Annotated in this window: 15 protein-coding genes; 3 read left to right on the top strand and 12 right to left on the bottom strand. The window is 67.6% G+C overall.

Translation table 11 applies throughout. From position 1 onward, the window contains the following. Positions 1-75 precede the first annotated feature (75 nt). From HTY53_RS09090 to HTY53_RS09035, 12 genes are all read right to left on the bottom strand, one after another. On the bottom strand, positions 76-855 hold the full coding sequence (locus HTY53_RS09090) for a lipoate--protein ligase family protein (RefSeq protein ID WP_217435554.1): 780 nt from the start codon (positions 853-855) through the stop codon (positions 76-78). After that, on the bottom strand, positions 855-1,586 hold the full coding sequence (locus HTY53_RS09085; RefSeq protein ID WP_174106170.1) for a 2-oxo acid dehydrogenase subunit E2: 732 nt from the start codon (positions 1,584-1,586) through the stop codon (positions 855-857). Before HTY53_RS09085 ends, HTY53_RS09090 begins: the two co-directional genes overlap by 1 nt. Positions 1,587-1,589: 3 nt before the next feature. After that, positions 1,590-1,835 (bottom strand): lipoyl domain-containing protein, encoded by a 246-nt coding sequence (locus tag HTY53_RS09080; RefSeq protein ID WP_006578478.1) that lies wholly within the window; start codon positions 1,833-1,835, stop codon positions 1,590-1,592. Then, positions 1,832-2,923, bottom strand: coding sequence for an alpha-ketoacid dehydrogenase subunit beta (locus HTY53_RS09075; RefSeq protein WP_174106169.1), 1,092 nt, complete (start codon positions 2,921-2,923; stop codon positions 1,832-1,834). Before HTY53_RS09075 ends, HTY53_RS09080 begins: the two co-directional genes overlap by 4 nt. 86 nt (positions 2,924-3,009) lie before the next feature. Further along, on the bottom strand, positions 3,010-4,017 hold the full coding sequence (locus HTY53_RS09070) for a thiamine pyrophosphate-dependent dehydrogenase E1 component subunit alpha (protein ID WP_174106168.1): 1,008 nt from the start codon (positions 4,015-4,017) through the stop codon (positions 3,010-3,012). A gap of 350 nt (positions 4,018-4,367) precedes the next feature. Further along, positions 4,368-5,171: an IclR family transcriptional regulator gene (locus HTY53_RS09065; RefSeq protein WP_174106167.1), complete on the bottom strand. Its 804-nt coding sequence runs from the start codon at positions 5,169-5,171 to the stop codon at positions 4,368-4,370. Between the two features lie 93 nt (positions 5,172-5,264). Continuing rightward, a complete protein-coding gene (locus HTY53_RS09060; RefSeq protein WP_174106166.1) occupies positions 5,265-6,464 on the bottom strand; it encodes a CaiB/BaiF CoA transferase family protein in 1,200 nt (399 codons plus the stop codon). 32 nt (positions 6,465-6,496) lie between these two features. Then, positions 6,497-7,663, bottom strand: a complete 1,167-nt coding sequence (locus tag HTY53_RS09055; RefSeq protein ID WP_174106165.1) for an acyl-CoA dehydrogenase family protein — start codon at positions 7,661-7,663, stop codon at positions 6,497-6,499. Positions 7,664-7,729: 66 nt separating this feature from the next. Beyond that, the gene (locus HTY53_RS09050) at positions 7,730-8,719 is read right to left on the bottom strand and encodes a Bug family tripartite tricarboxylate transporter substrate binding protein (protein ID WP_254599884.1); all 990 of its coding nucleotides are present in this window, start codon (positions 8,717-8,719) and stop codon (positions 7,730-7,732) included. Between the two features lie 66 nt (positions 8,720-8,785). Beyond that, positions 8,786-9,175, bottom strand: a complete 390-nt coding sequence (locus tag HTY53_RS09045) for a cupin domain-containing protein (RefSeq protein ID WP_174106164.1) — start codon at positions 9,173-9,175, stop codon at positions 8,786-8,788. A 263-nt stretch (positions 9,176-9,438) separates the two neighbouring features. Continuing rightward, positions 9,439-11,046, bottom strand: coding sequence for a hybrid sensor histidine kinase/response regulator (locus HTY53_RS09040; protein ID WP_174106163.1), 1,608 nt, complete (start codon positions 11,044-11,046; stop codon positions 9,439-9,441). 146 nt (positions 11,047-11,192) lie between these two features. After that, the gene (locus HTY53_RS09035) at positions 11,193-12,566 is read right to left on the bottom strand and encodes a tetratricopeptide repeat protein (protein WP_174106162.1); all 1,374 of its coding nucleotides are present in this window, start codon (positions 12,564-12,566) and stop codon (positions 11,193-11,195) included. A gap of 312 nt (positions 12,567-12,878) precedes the next feature. Between HTY53_RS09035 and HTY53_RS09030 the strand changes: the two genes are divergently transcribed. The 3 genes from HTY53_RS09030 (at position 12,879) to HTY53_RS09020 (ending at position 20,589) form a co-directional block, all read left to right on the top strand. Beyond that, positions 12,879-16,859, top strand: coding sequence for a BTAD domain-containing putative transcriptional regulator (locus tag HTY53_RS09030; RefSeq protein ID WP_174106161.1), 3,981 nt, complete (start codon positions 12,879-12,881; stop codon positions 16,857-16,859). 184 nt (positions 16,860-17,043) lie between these two features. Beyond that, a complete protein-coding gene (locus tag HTY53_RS09025) occupies positions 17,044-18,336 on the top strand; it encodes an F-box protein (RefSeq protein ID WP_174106160.1) in 1,293 nt (430 codons plus the stop codon). A gap of 48 nt (positions 18,337-18,384) precedes the next feature. Then, positions 18,385-20,589, top strand: a complete 2,205-nt coding sequence (locus HTY53_RS09020; protein WP_174106159.1) for a hypothetical protein — start codon at positions 18,385-18,387, stop codon at positions 20,587-20,589. Positions 20,590-20,593: the final 4 nt, after the last annotated feature.

Below are 20,593 nucleotides of genomic sequence, written 5' to 3'. Positions count from 1 at the left end.
TCCTTCGGGGATATCGGTATCGTTGTCTTTGCGACGTTCGGCCGCATCCGGCAGCGTGCGGTCGCGTGGCTGCCGCTAGCCGGGCGGCGCCGCGGCCCCGTGCGGCCGCATGGCGTGTCGGGCAGACGCGCCCGGCATGGCCTCGTGGTCGTTGGCCGCCACGCTGCCGAGCACGTCGGTCAGCATGTGGTGCAGGCGATCGGCCAGCACCTCCGCGATCACCGGCGCACCCAGCTCGGTCTCGCACGAGGTGGTGCAATCGGCGAGCGCCTCGCCGAGGCCGGCCGGCTGCCCGAGCGCTTCGCACAACAGGCGCCAGTCGGGCGGCGCGATCAGCGTGCCCGAGGTCAGCAGCACGCCGGTGCGCCGGCGCAGCTGCGCGAGGCCGACGATCTTGCGCGAGTCGACCACGACCTCCCAGGGCGACAGACCGCCATAGCAGGCCCAGGTCAGCGCGGCATCGGCCTGGTGGCTGCGGGCCTGCTCGGGCGGCAGCGCGAACGCGGCGATGCCCATGTCGCGCAGCAGGCCGGCATGCAGCACCCCGAGCCAGCGGTAGCTGCCGATCGGCCCGCCCGACAGCAGCGCGTGGTCCGGCGGCAGCACGATCGAGGCGGACAGCATCCACGGCCCGGTCAGCACGGCACCGCCGCCCGAACCGCGCACGACCGCGCGATCGGCCAGCGCGGTGCGCTCGTGCAGCGCCCGCTGCGAGCAGCCGAACACCACACCGGGCGCGCGATAGGTCCACAGCCGCAGGCGCGGCTCGGTGACCGGTTCGGCCAGCTGCCGCGCGTTCCAAGCCTGCTCGGCGTGCGGCGTCGCGGTGACGAGGGTCGGGGCAAGCGCGGCCATCACAGATCTTCCGCGGATTCGAGGCGCCGCTTCAGGTCGCCGAGAAACGCCGCGGCCGGGTAGCCGTCGACGGCGCGATGGTCGAACACCAGATGCAGGCCCATCATCGGCGCGATGCTGATCCAGTCGTCCTTGACCACCGCGCGGCGGATCACGCGCGTGACGCCGAGAATCGCGGCCTGCGGCGCATGCAGGATCGGCGTGAAGCGCTCCACCTCGGTCATGCCCAGATTGCTGATGGTGAAGGTGCCGCGCTGGTAGGCGCCCGCGCCGAGCGTGCCGTTGCGCGCGCCTTCGGCCAGCGTGCGGGCCTCGCGGGCGATCTTCTCGACCGATTTGCGGTCGACCTCGCGCAGCACCGGCACCACCAGTCCATCGTCCAGACTGACCGCCAGGCCGATGTTGACGTCGGGCATCAGCTCGATTTCCTTGTCGGAGACGCGCGCGTTCAGCCGGGGATGCGCTCGCAGCGTCAGCGCCGCGGCGCGCAGCAGATAGGCGGTCAGCGTGACCTTGACGCTGTCGCCGAGCTCGGCCTGCAGCTTCGTGCGCCGCGCTTCGACGGCACTGACATCGACTTCGAGCGAATGCGCGACGCGCGGGATCTGCCAGCCGGCCGTCATGCCGCGCGCGATCGCGCCGCGCATGCCGGTCAGCGGAATGGTCTGCCGCGCGTCGGTGGCCGCTGCGGCGCCGTTGTCCGCTGCCAGCGTCAGTGAGGCTTCGGCCATGATCTACTCCTCGATGCGCGCCAGCACGGCGCCGCGCGCGAAGGTGTCCTGCGACTGCACCAGGATCTCGGCGATGCGGCCGGCCACCGGCGCGACGATCTCGTGCGTGGTTTTCACCAGCTCGGCGACTACCAGCGTCTGCCCTTCGGCGACGCTGTCGCCGACATTGACCTGCCAGTCCTGCAACAGGGCCTCGGTGCCTTCCTCGACATCGGCCCACACGTCATCTGCCATCGTTACGTCGGTCATGCTGCTTCTCTCTTCGGTTCTCGCTTCAGTTCGGGGGTGTGTTGCATCAGCGTGCGGACGCTGGCGGCGATCGTGTCCACTTGCGGGATCACGAAGTTCTCGAGGGGACGGCTGAAGGGAATCGGCACGTCGGGCACGGCCAGGCGCCGCACCGGCGCCTTCATCCGCAGCGTGTCCAGATGCTCGGCCACGATCGCGGCGATCTCGCCGGACAGGCCGTAGCTCAGATAGTCCTCGTCGGCGATCAGCAGGCGGCCGGTCCTGGCCACCGACTCGAGCACGGTCTGCTTGTCCAGCGGCACCAGCGTGCGCAGGTCGATCACCTCGACGTCGATGCCTTCCTCCGCCAGCCGCTCGGCGGCCAGCACGGATTTCTGCACCATCTGGCTCAGCGTGACGATGGTCACGTCGCGGCCTTGGCGCACCACGCGCGCCTTGCCGAACGGAATCGTGTAGGCGTCGGTGGGGACTGCCGTGGTGCTGCCTTCGAAGTACGACATCCACGACAGGCCCATGATGCCCTTGTGGTAGCAGAACACCACCGGGTTGTCGTCGCGGATCGCCTCGATCATCAGGCCCTTGGCGTCGTAGGCGTTGGATGGCACCACCACCTTCATGCCGGGCATATGCGCGAAGGTGCTGTACAGGCATTGCGAATGCTGCGCGGCGTCGTTGTAGCCGCCGCCGATGCCGGTCATCACCACGGCCGGCAGCTTGACGCGGCCGCCCGACATGTATGTGTTCTTGGCCAGATGGTTGTAGATCTGGTCGAAGCAGACGCCGAAGAAGTCGACGAACATCAGCTCGGCGATCGGGCGCAGCCCTTCGGCGGCGGCGCCGATGGCCGCGCCCATGAACGCCGTCTCCGAGATCGGCGTGTCCATGATCCGCTCGGGGCCGAAGCGGTCCAGCAGCCCCGTAGTGGCGCTGAAAATGCCGCCGTACTTGCCGATGTCCTCGCCCATCACGAAGACGTTGGGGTCGCGCTCCATCTCCTGGCCGATGGCCTCGGCGATGGCCTGCGCCATGGTGAGCTTGCGGGCGGGCTGCGATGCCGCGGCGGATGGGTTGGTGTCGTTGGGTTGCATCTGGTTGTCTCCTGTCATTGCGGGCAGCATGCGGATTGCGTGCGATTGCGTGCGATTGCGTGCGGTCGGCGCCGTCACTGGCACCATCACGCGAACACGTGCTGCAGCGCTTCCTCGGGGGCGGGGTAGGGGCTTTCGCGGCCGAATGCATAGGCGGCGTCGACGCGCGCGACGATCTGCCGGCGCAGCGCGGCATCCGCCTCGTCGTCGAGCAGGCCCCGTTCGCGCAGCTGCTTTCCCAGCCGGTCGATCGGATCGTTCTGGCGCAGCGTCTGCGCCTCGTTTTTCGGCCGGTAAGTTTCGGGATCGCCCTGGAAGTGGCCCAGATAGCGGTCGGTCTTGACCTCGATCAGCGTGGGGCCTTCGCCGCGCCGCGCCCGCGCGACCGCGACGCCGGCCGCGCGAAACACTGCGACCGCATCGTTGGTATCCACCAGTACGCCCGGCATCCCGTAGCCGGCGGCGCGGACCGCATTGCTGTCGACCGACGTCGAAGCCGACTTCTCGACCGAGATGCCATATTTGTTGTCCTCGCAGACGAACAGCACCGGCAGCTTCCACAGCGCCGCCAGATTCAGCGCCTCATGGAAGGCGCCCTGGTTGGCCGCGCCTTCACCGAAGAAGGCGATCGCGACCCAGTCCTTGCCCAGCTTGCGCGCGGCCAGCGCAGCGCCGCAGGCTTGCGGCGCGCCCGCGCCGACGATGCCGCTGCACGAGAATTTGGTTTCGGGGTGGAACAGATGCATGTGGCCGCCCTTGCCGCGGCCCAGGCCGGTGACCTTGCCGAACATCTCGGCGGTCATCTCGTTCAGCGGCACGCCCTTGGCGATCGCGAAGTGGTGCGGGCGGTGAGCGCCGACCACGGTGTCCTCGCTGCGCAGATGCGCGCAGACGCCCACCGCCACCGGTTCCTGGCCGGCGGCCAGGTGCATTTCGCCGGGCACCGGGCCGGCACCGATATCGAAGGCCAGACCCTTCTGGATCTTCGGCGGCAGCTTGCCCTCGAGATACACCTTCGCCATCGTCTCCTCGTAATGGCGAATCTCGACCATCTTTTCGTACATCCACAGCAACTGGTCCGTGGTCGGTTCCATCGTCGTGTCTCCTGTTTCTTTCGCTTGGCGTGACGCCCGTGTCCGCGTGGGGAAGCGCGGATGCGGCGGGCGCCGCGGCTGCGATGTCATTGCAAGCGCGATGCCAGTGCGGGGAAACAGGGGAATGGCGGTGGGCCGCCCGGGCCGGGCGGAACGCTGAAAAGCCTTGCATGGCGCGGCTTTGCGGCGGATCGGGGAGGTTGAAGCAGGGGCCGTGCGGGGCGCTCGGAGGCTATGCGATGGCGCCCGGTGCGTCGCGACGCCGTCGCGGCATGCGACAGGTGTCGCGTCCGCAATGCGACAGGTGTCGCAGGCAGAGAAGCGGCAGGAGGCGGCGGAAGGCGGAGGGTCTAGCCCTGCAGCGTGCGTATCGCCGTGCGCAGCGGCATCGCGATCTCGGCCGCGCGCGGTTCCACGCGGTGGATCGGCCCGGCGACCGACACGCCGTAGACCACACCGCCCAGTGTGACCGGCACGGCGACGGCGCCCAGGTCGGCCAACGACTCGCCGAAATTCTGCGCCCAGCCGCGTTCACGCGAGGTTTCGAGCTCGGCTTCCAGCGCTTGCCGCGAGCGCAGCGTGCGTGGGGTCAGCGGCGCGAACGAGGCGCGCGCCAGCAGCGCGTCACGGTCGGCGGCGGGCAGCGCGGAAAGGATCGCACGCCCGATGGAGTTGGTATGGGCCTGCCGCAGTTCGCCCGCGGTGGCGATGTAGCGCACCGGATTGCTCGACTCGACGACATCGAGATAGACCACGCGGCCGTCGTCCTGCAGCTTGCCGAAGATCACGGTCTCGCCGGTCTCGTCGCGCAGCGATTCGAGCACCGGCTGCACCCGCTCGAGCAGCGGGTCGTTGGCGGCGATCCGTTGCGCGATCGCCAGCAGCCGGCCGGTCGGGTAGTAGCCCTGGCGCCGTCCGGTCTCGTACAGATAGCCCAGCGCCGCCAGCGTGCGGATCAGGCCGAGGCAGCTCGACATCGGCGCGCCCAGCAGTTTGGCCAGCTCGGTCAGCGTCAGCGAGCGGCCTTCCCGGGCGTAGATTTCCATGATCTCGACCACGCGCAGCGCGGTCTTGACGTTCGCGCTCGCGGCTTTGTCGGCGGCCTTCTCGGCGGCCTTCTCTGCGGGTTCCGGGGCGGGCTCCACGGCGGTCATCTGCTTGTTCCTGTCGGCCTGTTGATCGGAGGCTTGCTGCGCAAGGCCGACAGTGTAAGGCCTTGGCTGGCCGGGCCGCGCTGGGTGTCGACGCTAGGCCGGATCGTTTGCCGCATCCGCTGCGGCATCCATGCCGCGCTTGGGCAGCGGCTCCGGCCAGTGCCGGAAATTGCCGGGCGTGCGCGAGAAGCGGGTCGGGATGCCGACCGCACGCAGCTCGCCCTCGGTTGGGTGCGCGTACTCGAACACCATGCCGGTCGCGCGCAGGTGCGGGTCGTCGAGCACGCTGTCGAACCGGGGCACCTCGCTGTGCGGAATGTCCGCATCGCGCAGCAGGTCCAGCCATTCGGCCGTGGTCCTGGTCAGCACGATGTCGGCCAGCGTTTCGTACAACGCGTCGATATGGGCGCTGCGGCCCGCGGGCGTGGCATAGCGCGGATCGGCCGCCAGCTCGGGGCGCCCTGCCACCGCGAAGAAGCGGGCCCACTGTGCGCTGGTGTACGGCAGCAGCGCCAGATAGCCGTCTGCGGTCCGGTAGGGTTTGCGGTGGGGCGACATCACCCGCCCGTAGCCGGCGTCGCCCAGCGGCGGCACGAAGGTGCGGCCGGCCAGCTGTTCTACCGCGAGGAAGGACACCAGCGTCTCGAACATCGGCACCTCGATCGCCTGGCCCTGGCCGGAGCGCTCCCGTTCATAGAGCGCCATCGGAATCGCGTAGGCGACCGTCAGGCCGGCGACCTTGTCGGCGAGGATCGTGTTGACGTAGCGCGGGCCCTGGTCGCCGTTGGCCCCCTGGAACTGCGCCAGGCCGCTGCGCGCCTGGATGATGTCGTCGAATGCCGGCTGCCCCGCGTACGGGCCGTCCTCGGCATAGCCATAGGCGCCGCAATAAATCAGGCGCGGATGGTCTTCGCGCAGCGACGCGTAGTCCAGGCCGAGCTTGCGCAGCGAGGCGGGGCGAACGTTGGAGACGAACACGTCCGCCTCGGCGATCAGGCGCTTGAGCGCCGCCAGGTCGTCCGCGCGCTTCAGGTCCAGCACGACGAAGCGCTTGTTGCGGTTCAGGTTCAGGAAGGCCGCACCCATGGTCGGATGACGCGTCGGCTCGGCATGGCGGAAGACGTCGCCTTCCGGCGATTCGACCTTGATGACCTGCGCGCCCATGTCGCCCAGGATCTGCGTGGCGTACGGCCCCATGCCGACCGAGGTCATGTCGACCACGCGCACGCCGGCCAGCGGACCGGTGGCGGCGGTGGCGGCAGTCTCAGGCGCGTTCCATGGCGAATTGGTCATGCCGTGATCCATCGCGTGAAATCCTCCGGCGTTCAGTACGATTTCGGCAGACCGAGCACACGCTCGGCGATGAAGCACTGGATCAGCTGCGGGCTGACCGGCGCGATGCGCGGGATATACGATTCGCGCAGCAGGCGCTCGACGCGGTACTCGCGCGAATAGCCCATGCCGCCGAGCGTCAGGATCGCCGTCTGGCAGGCGTTGTGTCCCGCTTCGGCGGCCAGGTATTTCGCCGTGTTGGCTTCGGCGCCGCAGGGCAGGCCCGCGTCGTAGCGCGCCGCCGCCTTCATCACCATCAGATTCGCCGCTTCCAGCTGCATCCACGCCTGCGCCAGCGGGTGCTGCACGCCCTGGTTGGCGCCGATGGGCCGGCCGAACACCACGCGATCCTTCGCGTATTGCGTGGCGATCGCCAATGCCGCGCGGCCGAGGCCGACTGCCTCGGCAGCGATCAGGATGCGCTCGGGATTCAGCCCGTGCAGGATGTACTCGAAGCCTCGACCTTCCTCGCCGATCAGGTCTTCCTGCGGCACGAACAGCTCGTCGATGAACAGCATGTTGGAGTCGACGGCGGCGCGGCCCATCTTGTCGATCTCGCGTACCTCGATGCGGCTGCGGTCCAGCGCGGTGTAGAACAGCGACAGGCCCTCGGTCGGCTTGCCGACCGATTCCAGCGTCTGCGTGCGCGCCAGCAGCAGCATGCGGTCCGCAACCTGTGCGGTCGAGATCCATATTTTGCGGCCGCTGACCAGATAGCCGCCGTCGACCTTGCGCGCGAACGTCTTCAGCCGCGTGGTGTCGAGCCCCGCATCGGGCTCGGTGACGGCAAAGCACGCCTTCTCGCGGCCCGCGATCAGCGCCGGCAGAAAACGCGCCTGCTGCTCGGGCGAGCCGAACACGACGACCGGATTCAGGCCGAACACGTTCATATGGACCGCCGACGCGCCGCTCATGCCGGCACCCGACTCGGAGATCGCCTGCATCACCAGCGCCGCTTCGAGGATGCCGAGGCCGGCGCCGCCCAGGGCTTCCGGCATCGCCACGCCGAGCCATCCGCCCTCGCACATCGCCTGGTGGAAATCGTGCGGGAAGGTGTGGTCGCGGTCGAGCCGGTCCCAATATTCCATGTCGAAGCGGGAGCAGACCGTACGTACCGCTTCGACAATGGCGGTCTGCTGGTCCGAGAGTTCGAAATTCACGTCGCTGTCCTCGTGTTGCGGGGTGGTGTGCAGATGCGGTGGCGTTCGGCCGAGCCTGCCTGCCGGTCATTCGGGCTGGATGCCCGCGTCCTTGACCAGCTTCGACCATTTGCGCAGCTCCGCCGTGACGAAGTTGCCGAGTTCGGCCGGCGTACTGCCGAAGGGCTCGAAGCCGAAGGCGTAGTACTGCGCGGCGTGCTGCTTGTTGGAGACGATCGCCACCAGTTCGCGATTGAGCCGCTCGACCACGGGCGCGGGCGTGCCGGCCGGCGCAAACACGCCGTTCCACGACGTGATATCGAAGCCCTTGAGCTCCGGCACGCTGGCCAGCGGCGGCACGTCGGGCAGCAGTTCGCTGCGCTGCGCCGTGGTCACGCCGAGCGCGCGCAGCTTGCCGGCCTTGACGTTGGCGATGCCGGCAGCGAAATCGACGAACATCAGCTGGATCTGGCCGCCGATCACGTCGGTCATTGCCGGCGGCGTGCTCTTGTAGGGGACGTGCAGCATATTGAGGCCCGCCATGCGCGCCAGCGTCGCGCCGGCGACGATGCCGGTGCTGTTGCCGCTGCCATAGGACAGACCCGGATGCGACTTCGCGTAGGCGATGAACTCCGGCAGCGTCTTGACCGGCAGCGAGGGGCTGACGACCAGCATGAACGGCAGGTTGCCCATGCGCGCGACCGGAGTGAAGTCCTTGACCGGGTCGTAGCGCAGCTGCTTCATCAGCGACGGATTGGCCGAATGCGTGGTGTTGGTCGTCATGAACAGCGTGTAGCCGTCCGGCGCGGCCTTGGCCACGTATTCGGCCGCGATGGTGCCGTTGGCCCCCGGCTTGTTTTCGACCAGCACCGACTGGCCCAGCGATTCGCCGAGGTATTTCGCCGTCAGGCGCGCGACGGCATCGGTGCCGCTGCCGGCGGCGAACGGCACAACCAGCCTGATGGGCCTGGAGGGATACGTGTCGGCAAGCGCTGCGGGCGCGGCCAATGTCAGCGTCAGTCCCAAGGCCGCCGCAGTGCCGCCCAATAGTCGGCCCAAGCCCTGCCTGGTCAGCATGTTCATGGTTTGTCTCCTCGTTTTGGTGGGATGGCCCGACTGGCGCGGGCTCAGGGTTGGCGCGGCTCAGTCGGGCCGCACCACGCGCTCCGGCGATTCCTCGTACGGCGGCGAATAGATGACCAGTACCTTGACCGGTTCGTCGCTGACCACCGTGAATACATGCATCTGGTCGGCGGGAAAGAAGCAGCAGTCGCCCGGACCGAGTTCGCGCTGCTGTCCGCCGACTTCCGCCAGGGCGCGGCCCTCGAGCATGTAGCAGACCTGCTCGATGCCCGGATGCGCGTGCGGCAGCGCGCCCTTGCCCTTCTCGATGGTGCCGTGCACCACCTCCAGATGACGCGCGCCGACCGTTTCCGGGCCGATCAGCCGGCGGTTCAGGGTGCCGACGTGGTTGGCGGGGTGATAGCCGGGCACGTCGTCCAGCGATACGAAATAGGTCGGGCGGTCTGACAAGGTAGCCTCGGGATGACGGTGAAATTCAGAATGATGAATGACAGTTTATATTCGTGAATTAAGCGGTCAAGCGATTTGTGCCCGGTTTCGGGTTTACGCCGAGACACCGACCGCGATCGGCGAAGCCCGACGCGCCGGCCAGCCGGTAGGCAGGCGGCGTCCAGCGGACACGTCGGGGAACGGGGAAGGCGAAGGGGGAGAGAAAGGAAGGCAGACAGCGGCGGGCGGCCTTGCTGCGGCCGCCCGCCGCCCTCTGGACGGCGTTATGCCGAGGTAGAGGGATTGGCGCCGGAGACGGCGCCTTGCTCGACCATGGCCAGCAGCATCTGCAGCTTCGGCAGTTCCACCGGCTTGACGATATGGAAGTGAAAGCCCGCGGCCCTGGTCTCGGCCCGGTCGCTTGGCTGACCGAAACCCGTCATCGCGGCGAACACGGTGCCGGCCCAGCCGGACATGCTCTTCAATCCGCGCAGCAGCGCGAAGCCATCGACCACCGGCATCGCGATATCGATCAGCGCCAGCTGCGGCACAAAGCTGTCGGCGATCTCGATGGCACCCTCGGCGTCGTAGGCGATATGCACGTCATGCCCCATCGCCTGCAGCAGCATGCCGAGGCTGTCGGCCGAATCGCGATTGTCGTCGACCACCATCACCCGCAGCGCGCCGGCCGGCGCGGGTACCGCTGCGTCGCGCTTCTCGTCCGCGGCATCCAGACCAAGCGGCAGCCGGATCGTAAATGTGGCGCCCATGCCTTCGCCCGGGCTGCTGGCGCGGATCGAGCCGCCATGCAGTTCCACCAGCGACCGGCACAGCGACAGGCCGATGCCCAGGCCTCCATCGTCGGACACCTTGCCGTGCTTGTGCTGGACGAACAGGTCGAAGATGGTCTCGATCTCGCTGGCCGGAATGCCGATGCCCTCGTCAATGACGCGCAGCTCCACCGCCTGATACTGCCGGTCGCATTCGATCGCAATGCGGCCGCCCGGCGGAGAAAACTTCGAGGCGTTCAGCAACAGGTTCTGCAGCACCTGGATCAGACGGATCGGATCGGCCCGCATCGCGATCGAGCTGGGCACCTGCACATCGAGCCGCTGCCGCCGACGCTCCAGCGCCGGCTTGGCGGCCTCCGCCGCGCGCGAGACGATGTCGCCGAGCTCCACCCGGCTGTATTGCAGCTCGACCTTGCCCGAGGTGATGCGGCCCATGTCGAGCAGATCGTCGACCAGGCGCGTCATATGGGACAGCTGCCGGTCCAGCACGCTCTGGCACTGGCGCAGCGTCGCGCTGTCGCGCGGCGCCCGCTGGTCGCCCGAGCCCAGCGTCTCCAGCCGCATCAGATTGACCGCATTGCGCATCGGCGCGAGCGGATTGCGCAGTTCGTGCGACAGCGTCGCGAGGAACTCGCTCATGCGGCGGCTGGACTGCTCCAGTTCTTCCAGCCGCTTGCGTTCGGTCATGTCGCGCGTGACCTTGGCGAAGCCCTGCAGCACGTTCTGCTCGTCGAACATCGCCGTGATGATGACGTTGGCCCAGAACAGCGTGCCGTCCTTGCGCACGCGCCAGCCTTCGTCTTCGAAACGGCCATCCTGCGCAGCCCGGCCGAGCTCGTATTGCGGCCACCCCCGCGCCACGGCATCGGGCGTATAGAAGACCGAGAAATGCTTGCCGATGATCTCGTGGGCGGCGTAGCCCTTGATTTTCGCCACGCCGCGATTCCAGCTGGTGATATTGCCGGACACGTCGAGCGTGAAGATCGCGTAGTCCTGAATGGCTTCGACCAGGGCCCGGTATTTGGCTTCCAGCTGCTTGGGCGCATTGTCCACGTCGGCTGAAGATTCCGTACCGGGCGCCGGTTCGCTGGGGTAATTCATGTTGCGCTCCGGAGCTGGGATGACGCAAAGGATACCGCCAGCGGGAAGGTGGGGCGAGAAAAAACCGCGGGCGGCACGAGACCGCCTGCGGCGGCTTGCCGGCGCATCGACCGCGCCGGCAAGGAAGCGATGGCCCCTGTCGACCGTCAGGCTGCCCGCGCGGCGGACCGGCCGGCGTGCGCGTCGGCGCTCTCCCGATAGAGGCTGGAAGCCCGCTGCACCAGGGCGCTCAGGCTCGGCGTCATCGGCTTGAGCTCCATCCGCTCGGCGGCCAGCGCGCACGCCAGGTTGGCCCTGCCACCGCGCAATGCCGCCTCGATCAGCGTCAGGTTCAGGATGTCGCGCTGCGCGTGGCTGCCGCCGAAGCGATGCGCGATCAGCCGGACCGGCATCAGCAGTTCGATCGCATGGTCGTAGTCGCAGGCCTCGAAGGCGTACAGCGCCTCGATCACAGGCAGGCCGACCTCGCGCGTCATCGCCGCGTTGGTGCCCGATCCTGCCGCCGCCCGCCGCATGTTCGCCATCAGCCGGGTGAAAGACGCCGGGCGGTCGTCGCCGAGGAAGGCGATGCCCGCGTGCACGTCGTTGAAGGCGTACGTCCCTTCCGCGCCGCGCGCCTCGCAGGTATCGGCCAGTTCGGCCCAGCGCGCCCCCACGTCGATACCGCGCAGCTGCAGCCGCCACAGCATCGCGGTGGCGTCGACCACGTCGAGCGCCACCGCGGAACGCGTGGCGCGGATGCGCTCGTCGTACAGCGCCAGCACCTGGTCGGCATGGCCGAGCTCGAGGTGGAACAGCGCCAGATGCCACCAGTTGTGGACGGCCATCATGTTGTCGGTGGCCCAATCCTCGGTGCGCGACTGCAGCCAGCCGATGCCCTGGTCCGGCCGGCCCTGCATCTCCATCACGTGCGCGACCGCATGGATTGCCCACGGATCGCGCGGATCGAGCTCCAGCGCGAAGCGCCCGCGTTCCTCGGCCTGTTCGTACAGATGGGTCTCCTCCAGGCCAAAGGCATGCATGCCCAGCACATGGCTGAAGCCCGGCACACGCGCGTTCCAGTTCGGCAGCACCTGCGCGATGCGATCGCGCAGCATGCTCGACTGGCCGAGCAGGAAGTCGGTGATATGCGCGACCTGCAACGCCAGCGCATCGCGCGGGTAATCGATCACGATGTCGCCATACATTTGGTTCGCGCGGGCGAATTCGCCGTCGAGCCAGGCGCGGGCGGCGGCGATGTGCCGGCGCTCGCGCTCGTTGGCGATGCCGTGCAGCGCCTCGGCCGCCTCGACGGTCTGGCGCAGCAGCGGCGCCACCGTGCCATCGCCCGCGGTGATCAGCAGTCCCGCGCGTAGTGCGTGCCCCATCACGAACTCGGGGTCTTCTGCCAGGGTCTCGTCGATCATCGTCAGCGGATCGCCGTAGTAGCCCTGCAACAGTTCGAGGGCGGATTCGAAGCGCTCCATCGAACGGCTATTGCCCGACGAAACCTGCAGGTGCCGGGAATCGGTGTGTGCCATGGAAGTCATCCTTGTTTCTAATGCGCAAATCCAGCAGCCCGGTGGTCTTGTCGCTGTCTGCGCCGCATCATGCGGCCGGCGGGCGTCGCGGCTGGCCTCGCCATTGGAGAATCTTCGAAGCGGGGCAGTGGCGAGAGTAGGGGGCCGGCGTGATATGGCCGTGCACGCCGCCGTGAAAGAAGCGTGAAAGTTCTGCGGCAGCAGTACCGCGCTGCGTCAATCCGTGGCCTATAAAAGAGCTTTCAGGGCAGCTTCGCAAGCCGATGCCGCCGCGCGTGCCTCAGACATCGGCAACCGCAAGGACACCAAGCGATGGCGGCGGTCCGTCTCGAGCTGTTCGGCGGCTTCACGCTGAGTTCGCCGGACGGCACTCCCATCCCACTCTCCGCGCGCAAGGCACGCGCGGCGCTGGCCTATCTTGCGCTTGCCGACGGGAGGCCTCAGCCGCGCGACAAGCTGGCGGCGCTGCTCTGGCCCGACAGCCATGCCGAACAGGCCCGCACCAGCCTGCGCCAGGCGCTCAGCGCGGTGCGCCGCGCGGTGGAGGGCTATCCGGTGGTGCTGGCCGATGCGGACAGGGTCGCGCTGTGCGGCGTCGCGGTCGACGTGGTGGCCTTCGAGGATCATCTGCGCGCCGCCACCCCGGACGCGCTGGAGGCCGCGGTAGCGCTGTATCGCGGCGATCTGCTCGAGGGCTTCGATGCCGCCGCGCCAGCCTTCGATCAATGGCTGGCGGTCGAGCGCGAACGGTTGCGCGGCCTGGCGCTGCGAGCGCTGGCACGGCTGCTCGATTGGCACGAGCAGGCTGGGGAGCTGGACCGTGCGGTCGCCTGCGCCACGCGGCTGCTGACGCTCGATGCCCTGCAGGAGTCGGTGCACCGGGCGCTGATGCGGCTGTACGACAGACAGGGCCGGCAGGCGCTGGCGCTGAAGCAATACCGTCTGTGCCGCATGGCGCTGCAACGCGAACTGGGCGTGTCGCCCGAAGCGGAAACCGAGGCGCTGCATCAGGCCATCCTGCGTGCGCGGCGGCAGACGGCTGCCTCCCCACCGTCGGCGCCTGTGCCTGCGTCTACGCCTTCGGTGCGTGACGCGCCGGTCGAAACGATGTCGATCACCGCTTCGGAGCCGAGCGCGCCCAGCCCGACCACGCCGCTGGCGAGCAGCGCACCGGAACCGCGCCATGCCGTGGTCGTGGTCGCCAGCGTCGACGATATCGGCGCCCATGCCGCCGGGCTCGACGCCGAGCAGATCCACGGTCTGCTGATGCGCTGGCGCGAACGTGCGCGTACGCTGGCGGCGGCTTGCGGGGGCACCGTGACGGACGAGATCGGCGCGCGTCTGACCGTGGTGTTCGGCGTGCCGGTGGCGCACGGCAACGACGCCGAGCGCGCCATGCACGTCGCTGTCGGCCTGCACGACAGCGTGCGCGGCCTGTGCCAGCAGTGTGCGCCGCCACCCGCGGTGCGCGTCGGCGTCGCCAGCGGGCAGGTGCTGTTCGCCGCCGGGCCGCTGACGGCGACCGCGACAACGGTGGCAGCGGCCGCAACGGTGGGCAGCGGCATGACGCTGACCGGTCCGCCCGTCAACGTCGCCGCGCGCGTGATGGAACACGCCGAGGCTGGCGAAACCGTGGTGTCGAACCGCGTCTTCCTCGCTTTGCCAGGGCGGCTGGAGGTCGAGCATCTGACCGATATGTCGATGCCCGGCATTGCCGAGCCGATACCGCTATGGCGCGTCCGCCGGTTCCTGGATCCCGCCGAAACCGCGCCGCAGCACGCCTTCGTAGGGCGGCAGGCCGAACTGGTGCAACTGGCTGGCGTTACCGGCGATTGCCTGCGCTCCGCACAGGGCCGCGTGGTGGTGATCCGCGGCGAGGCCGGCATCGGCAAGAGCCGGCTCGCCGATCGCTTTGTCGCGCTGGCGCGCGAGCACGGCATGGAGGCGTTGCGCGCGCTCGTGCTCGATTTCGGCGTCAGCACGTCGGGGGATCCGCTGCGCGTGCTGGTGCGCGGACTGTTCGGCATCGAAGCGGGCGCCGGCGTCGATGCGCGTGCGGCCGTGATTGCCGAAGCGGTGGCCAGCGGCCGCGTCGACGATGACGACGTGCCGTTCGCCTTCGACCTGCTCGACGTACCGCAACCGGAGGCGCAGGCGGCGGCGCTGGCCGCGATGGATGCCGGCGCGCGCCAGCGCGGCGTGCAACGCTTCCTGCTGACCCAGGTGGCCCGCCGCAGCACCCTGAAACCGCTGCTGATCGTCGTTGAGGACGTGCACTGGGCCGAGCGCGCGCTGCTCGATTGCCTCGCCCGGCTCGCGGCCGCTACGCGGACCTGCCGGCTGGTGCTCGCGATGACCGTGCGGCCCGAGCAGGATACGCTCGACAGCGCATGGCGCGCAGCCGCGGGCAGCGCGTCGCTGACGACGATCGACCTGGGGCCGCTGAACGATGCGGAGGCACGCGAGCTGGCCATGCGGTATCGCCATGTCGACGAGCAGCTGGCCGATTCGTGCATCCGTCGCGCCGACGGCAATCCGCTCTTTCTCGATCAGCTGCTGCGCAACGCGGACCCCGGCACCGATGCCGACGCGCTGCCCGGCACGCTGCAGAGCATCGTGCTGGCGCGCATGGATCGATTGCCGGAGTCACATCGGCAGGCGCTGCAGGCCGCGGCCGTGCTGGGGCAGCGCTTTTCGCCCGCGGCGTTGCGCCAGCTGCTTGGCACGGCGGACGATCCCTGCGATGCGCTGGTGCGTCAGGCGATGTTGCGGCCAGAGGGCGAGGACTACCTGTTCATGCATGCGCTGATTCATCAGGCGGTCTACGCGTCGCTGCTCAAATCCCGCCGGCTCGCGCTGCATCGGCGCGCCGCCGACTGGTATCGCAGCCGCGATCTGACGCTGCATGCCGAGCATCTTGACGCCGCCTCCGATGCCGATGCACCGGCGGCCTACGAAGCGGCGGCGCGGCACGAGGCGAGCCATTTCCGCAACGAGCGCGCGCTGCGTCTGGTCGAACGGGCGCTGCAGATCGTCGGCGATGGTGCCAGAAAGCAGTCGCTGGCCTGCCTGCGCGGCGAACTGACGCTGAACCTGGGGCAGCCGGCCGAAGCGTTGAAGGCCTTCGAACACGCGGTCGCGCTGGCCGACGACCATAGCCAGCGCGCGCACGCGTGGTTCGGCGTGGCGTCGGCCCTGCGGTTGCTGGACCGCTACGAGCGCGCGCTGATCGCCTTGCAACATGCCGAGCGCGGCGCGGCGGCGGTCGGCGACGCCGACATGCTGGCGCAGATCGAATCGCTGCGCGGCAATATCCATTTTCCGATGGGCGACCTCGACGCCTGCCTGGCCGCGCATCAACGCGCGCTGCAGCATGCCGGCACGGCGGGATCGGCGCTGGGCGAGGCGCGCGCGCTCGGCGGCCTGGGGGATGCCTATTACCAGCAGGGGCGGATGGTTACCGCCCGGGTCCACTTCGTTCGCTGCGTGGAACTGGCTCGCGCGCGTGGGTTCGTGCGCATCGAAGGCGCGAATCTGCCGATGGTCGGCGCGGTCGACATCTTCTGCCTGGCGCTGTCGTCCGCGGTGGCGCGGTGCGAGGAGGCACTGCGCATCGCGCGCCGCATCGGCGATGCCCGCATCGAACTGCTGGCCTACGACGTGATGGCATCCACCGAGCAGCTGACCGGCGAATGGCCCAAGTCCCAGGCCCATGCCGAGCGGGCGCTGGCGCTGTCCCGCCGACTGGGTGCACGCCGTTTCGAAGCCGAACTGGCGGGACGGCGCGCGCTGGCCATCGGCAATCAAGGCCATCCGGAAGCCGCGGAGCAATTGCTGGACGAAGCGCTGGCGCTGAGCCGCGACACCGGCATGCGGTACTCCGGCCCGATGATCCTCGGCTTTCTTGCCCGCACCACGCGGGATCCGGACAAGCAGCGGCGCGCCCTGGTCCAGGGCGAGGCGATCCTCGCGCAGAGCTGCGTCAGCCATTGCCATCTTGACCTCTACGAGGCGGCGATCGAGGTCTCGCTGCGCAATGGCCGCTGGGACGAAGCCGATCGCTATGCCGATGCGCTGCAGGCTTATACGCGGCAGGAGCCCTTTCCCTGGGCCCAGTTCCAGATCCGCCGCGCGCGGGCCCTGGCGGCGCTGGGCCGCAGCCGACGCCGGGTCGCCGAGACTCGACTGCAGGCGGAGCTGATGGCGCTGCGCAAGGAGGCGGCCGGCGCCGGCATGCTGGCGGCCCTGGCGGGCATCGAAGCCGCGCTGCGGCAGGTTGGCGCGCTGCACTAGCTGTCTGGCGCGGCCACGTCGTCGCTTGCGCCATGCGCAGCGACCGAAACAGAAACCTGCCAGCGATTTCCAATAGCGCAACTGTTTTGCCGGCCGGCACTATCCGACCAGCACCAGCGCTACACCCCCCGGTGCACCCCCGCCACGGTCTGGCGGACTCCATCCCACTTCGTCAGGAGCAATCATGGCTGGCAATCAGACTGTCGCTTCGTCTGCCATCGTCGACTCGAGGCCGCCGCCCCAACCTGTCGGCGACGCGCCGAAAGATCATGGGACGATGGCCATGCAGGCGGGCGGATGCTCGGCTCGCGTGCAATATGTTCGCGCCACGGACCTCCCTGCGAGCCACCCGCCAGGCGACGGACATATCGGTCCCTGGGAAAAGATCCTGTCCTTCTTCGGTATCCGAAAGCCCGCACCGGTTCACGATCGGCCGCACATTCCCGATCGGCCGCACATTCCCGATCGGCGGCCCGGTCCAGACCAGGCGCTGCCCGAGCATCGAGTTGAGGCAGTGCCCGTCGAGTACACCCCCCCACCTCCGGCCGAAACGAAGCCCGCGACCCCCTTTCCGATTCTGAAGCTTCCGTTCGAGTTGCTGTGCGAGGTGATCGCGCGAGTGCCTGCGGCTGACCGCCATTTCTTCCGCGGTAACACCACCTTGGGAACGACGTGCAAAGCCTTCCATGCCGCCATCAATGCGGTGTCAAAGATGGAACCGCATCGCGCGGACGACGCAATAGCGCGGCGCATATCGGGAATGATGTGGGGCAGTCAGATTCCACCGACGATCGAGGAGCTTGCCAAGGCGAAGCCATCGGTCCGCGAATGGGCGCTGCAAGCCGTGATGATCATGGCCACCGGAATGTCCGTAACGGGCAGGCGAGACACGATGATGTTGGTGCTTCAGCGTGCGAGGAAACAATCTGCGTCGTGGGAGTTGGAGTTGATGCGCCACCTCGCACGCTGGTTGCCAGATACGGACAGCGAGTTGTTGACTCTGCTGACCGAGCGGGTACTACGGCACGATGCGAAGAGCGATGACGAACATCTGGCCAAGGCGCGGGTTCTCGCACAACTTGCGCAACGAATCAGTCCTAACGATCTTCCCGGGACAGTGCGCCGATGGGAGTCGATATACAAGGCCGTCTCGGATCATCCTCGTCATGAAGACGTCCTGACGGTGCGCGGGTTGAGAGCCGCATTCGATCATCTCACCAGCGACACGTTCAACTGCAAGTTCAGTGTCGAGTCCGAGGGGACGCTGCTGTGCAAATTGATTTGGCTTTACCGCGCTGTGGACAGCCTGCGATCGAAGGAATACATGGCGGCCTGTACAGAGGGCGAACTCGCCTTGCGGCGACCCCCGGAGCCATTACCCGGCACGGTGAAGAAGCCGGATCCACTGCGGGCCTATAGCAGCATCATGACTCGCCCCATACCGAGAATCGATCGCCTGCCATCCCACATCATGTAGCAGCGCAACGTTGCAACAATCGAAGAATTGCTGCATCCGGAGGAGACAATGCGAATTGGTGCCGCCCGTCCAGACACTCAGTTGTTTGAGAATATGCTGCCCGACTCGAACGTCGGGCCGGCGAACAAGAATGCCGAAGACGATGCGCATTTTGGCGGTATGGCTCTATCCGGAGAGGCTATCGCGCCCATGTCCCAACATGAGGCAGAGAGTCAGCCCGATCCGAGTACATTGGAGCGGTCGGAAAGCGACCCCCTGATTCGTCCTCCCCTCATTGGCGAGCAGAACAAGGTTCCGGCTGCTCGCCCGGATCACAACGCGCATCCCGCTGCGCCGCCGAATCCTCGCTCCACCCAGGCCGCTACGTGGCCTCCCCCATATCTCTCTCACGCAAAGCTGTCCGAGGCAAAGGGCTGGCATTTGCTCAATGAAGTGACATATGGGCTATGGAGCGCTGCAACAGTGAGCCGGGAGGCCATGCACATCGCCGCGGCTTCAAAGGAAGAGGTGAAGACGTTCTCCGTCAGTTCGTATCTCCCTGTGGCAAATGAAGGCGCCCTGGTAGGCGGTGCGTTCTCACTGATCGAGGCCATTGGGACGGCTCACCTCGTGTGCAAGGCGGGGCGAAAGAAGTCGGAACTGGACCAGGCACTGAGCAAACATGCCGCCGGACGACGCCGCTTTGTCGACGGCGATCCGGAAATCGCAAATCTGCTTGGTGAGAGACACGCGCTCTTGACGTTGCTGCAGACGTGGCCTCGCGATGAGGAAACGAAGTTGCTCCCGGAGTGGCAACGGGATGCTGCGGATCCACCGTTGAACCTTCAGAGAACCCAGGATGACCTGAAGGGGGTGGAAGAAAAGCTGCTGAGGCTGGCGCTGGACCTTGCAGCAGACTTCGAGCACTACGTTCGCTACGAGCAGGCCGCCAATCAGCTCGTGGAGGCAGCCGACAACCTTCACGCCATGGGCGTCGCCGCTGCACGTGACAGCGTCGTGCAGTTGGGCGGGGCCGCATGCAACGCGACGGAGGCCGCGGTAAAGCTCGGCGCGCAAGGCGTCGATGTCGCGGCTACCGGTGTCGCCAGCGGTGCGTTCGGCATTGCAATGGGCGCATTGCACATGGGTGCGGCGGCGGTTGGATGGTACCAATCGGAGCGGACGCTGGCAGACCTGGCAGCGGTCCGTAGCCAAAGAGCGGATTTGCGGACCGTCGATGGACGAGAGCAGCAAGTCATGGGGGCAGCGGAACGGCACCGGCAATGGTTGAGGAATCAGGCGGCCAAGACTGAATCGGCTGCGGTGCGGCAATCGCACGCCGCCAGCGCAGCCGCATCGGTAGCGGAGTCCGCGGACGATGTCGCCAACGCAAAACGCCTGATCGGGATCGTGATGCATCACCAGGACAAGGCCTTTGAGGCCATCGAGGCAACTGAACTCAAGAAGAAATCCCGCGCTAACTTCCGCATGGGATACGGCGCGGCATCGATGGCAGTAGGCGCTGGTTTCGTTGTGCTGGCCACGACCGGCACCGGGGGCCTCTTCCTGACGGTATTGGCGGGCGCTGCCTTGGCGCTGGGCACCTTCTGGCTCGTCTCCGGCGTCGTTCGGTTTGTCAGGGATCGCATCGAGGCACATCGGGAAGCGAAACGCGACAAGCGATTGAAGGACGCGGCGCAGCGCATTCTGCAGCAGCAACGGGAACCCACCCTTGAGGAGATGCGAAGCAATCGGTTTGTTGCCATCGATGCCATGCTCAGATCGTTGCTCGACGGCGATCGCCCGATCACCCGGTGCGCATTGACCGAAGTCCTGGTTTCACTGGGAATGGATGCGAACCTGCTCGAAGCCATCAGGTTGCGTTCGACCGTTCGGCTGGATCCGACCTATGCGAAGGACAAGGAAGACATCACGCAAAAGCTCCGTTGTTTCGCATCCGAGGCGAAGACAGAGGCGCTGAAGGCCGCCATGGAAGGCATGGCGTTGCGCAGCGATGAAGCCATGCTCAAACCGTTGCGGCAATTGTTTCAGGAATTCATCGAAGGAAAGACGGCGATGCGTCAGCAGTACGAGCGCCGCACCGGAGTGTTGACGTTCCTGCGAGAGAAACTTGGCGATGTCCTGGGGCAAACGTTCGGTTTCGGCAGGAGCACTCAACCAGAACCGGCGGAGACCGCCTTCGCAGAAGCGAACGCGCCGCGCGCAGAGGGTCCGGAGGCGACCATCATGCCAATGGCCGGAGTGGGGCCATGACTTG

Origin of the sequence: Cupriavidus gilardii (assembly GCF_013314895.1) — a bacterium.
GTDB lineage: Bacteria > Pseudomonadota > Gammaproteobacteria > Burkholderiales > Burkholderiaceae > Cupriavidus > Cupriavidus gilardii_C.
The sequence above is the reverse complement of the archived record's forward strand: the minus strand, read 5'-3'. Positions and strand labels throughout refer to the sequence as shown.

What these genes read in the sequence shown, in the direction of transcription:
- HTY53_RS09090 (WP_217435554.1), bottom strand. Translation starts at nt 855, where the DNA reads ATGGCCGCGCTTGCCCCGACCCTCGTCACCGCGACGCCGCACGCCGAG.
- HTY53_RS09085 (WP_174106170.1), bottom strand. Translation starts at nt 1,586, where the DNA reads ATGGCCGAAGCCTCACTGACGCTGGCAGCGGACAACGGCGCCGCAGCG.
- HTY53_RS09080 (WP_006578478.1), bottom strand. Translation starts at nt 1,835, where the DNA reads ATGACCGACGTAACGATGGCAGATGACGTGTGGGCCGATGTCGAGGAA.
- HTY53_RS09075 (WP_174106169.1), bottom strand. Translation starts at nt 2,923, where the DNA reads ATGCAACCCAACGACACCAACCCATCCGCCGCGGCATCGCAGCCCGCC.
- HTY53_RS09070 (WP_174106168.1), bottom strand. Translation starts at nt 4,017, where the DNA reads ATGGAACCGACCACGGACCAGTTGCTGTGGATGTACGAAAAGATGGTC.
- HTY53_RS09065 (WP_174106167.1), bottom strand. Translation starts at nt 5,171, where the DNA reads ATGACCGCCGTGGAGCCCGCCCCGGAACCCGCAGAGAAGGCCGCCGAG.
- HTY53_RS09060 (WP_174106166.1), bottom strand. Translation starts at nt 6,464, where the DNA reads ATGACCAATTCGCCATGGAACGCGCCTGAGACTGCCGCCACCGCCGCC.
- HTY53_RS09050 (WP_254599884.1), bottom strand. Translation starts at nt 8,719, where the DNA reads ATGCTGACCAGGCAGGGCTTGGGCCGACTATTGGGCGGCACTGCGGCG.
- HTY53_RS09040 (WP_174106163.1), bottom strand. Translation starts at nt 11,046, where the DNA reads ATGAATTACCCCAGCGAACCGGCGCCCGGTACGGAATCTTCAGCCGAC.
- HTY53_RS09035 (WP_174106162.1), bottom strand. Translation starts at nt 12,566, where the DNA reads ATGGCACACACCGATTCCCGGCACCTGCAGGTTTCGTCGGGCAATAGC.
- HTY53_RS09030 (WP_174106161.1), top strand. Translation starts at nt 12,879, where the DNA reads ATGGCGGCGGTCCGTCTCGAGCTGTTCGGCGGCTTCACGCTGAGTTCG.
- HTY53_RS09025 (WP_174106160.1), top strand. Translation starts at nt 17,044, where the DNA reads ATGGCTGGCAATCAGACTGTCGCTTCGTCTGCCATCGTCGACTCGAGG.
- HTY53_RS09020 (WP_174106159.1), top strand. Translation starts at nt 18,385, where the DNA reads ATGCGAATTGGTGCCGCCCGTCCAGACACTCAGTTGTTTGAGAATATG.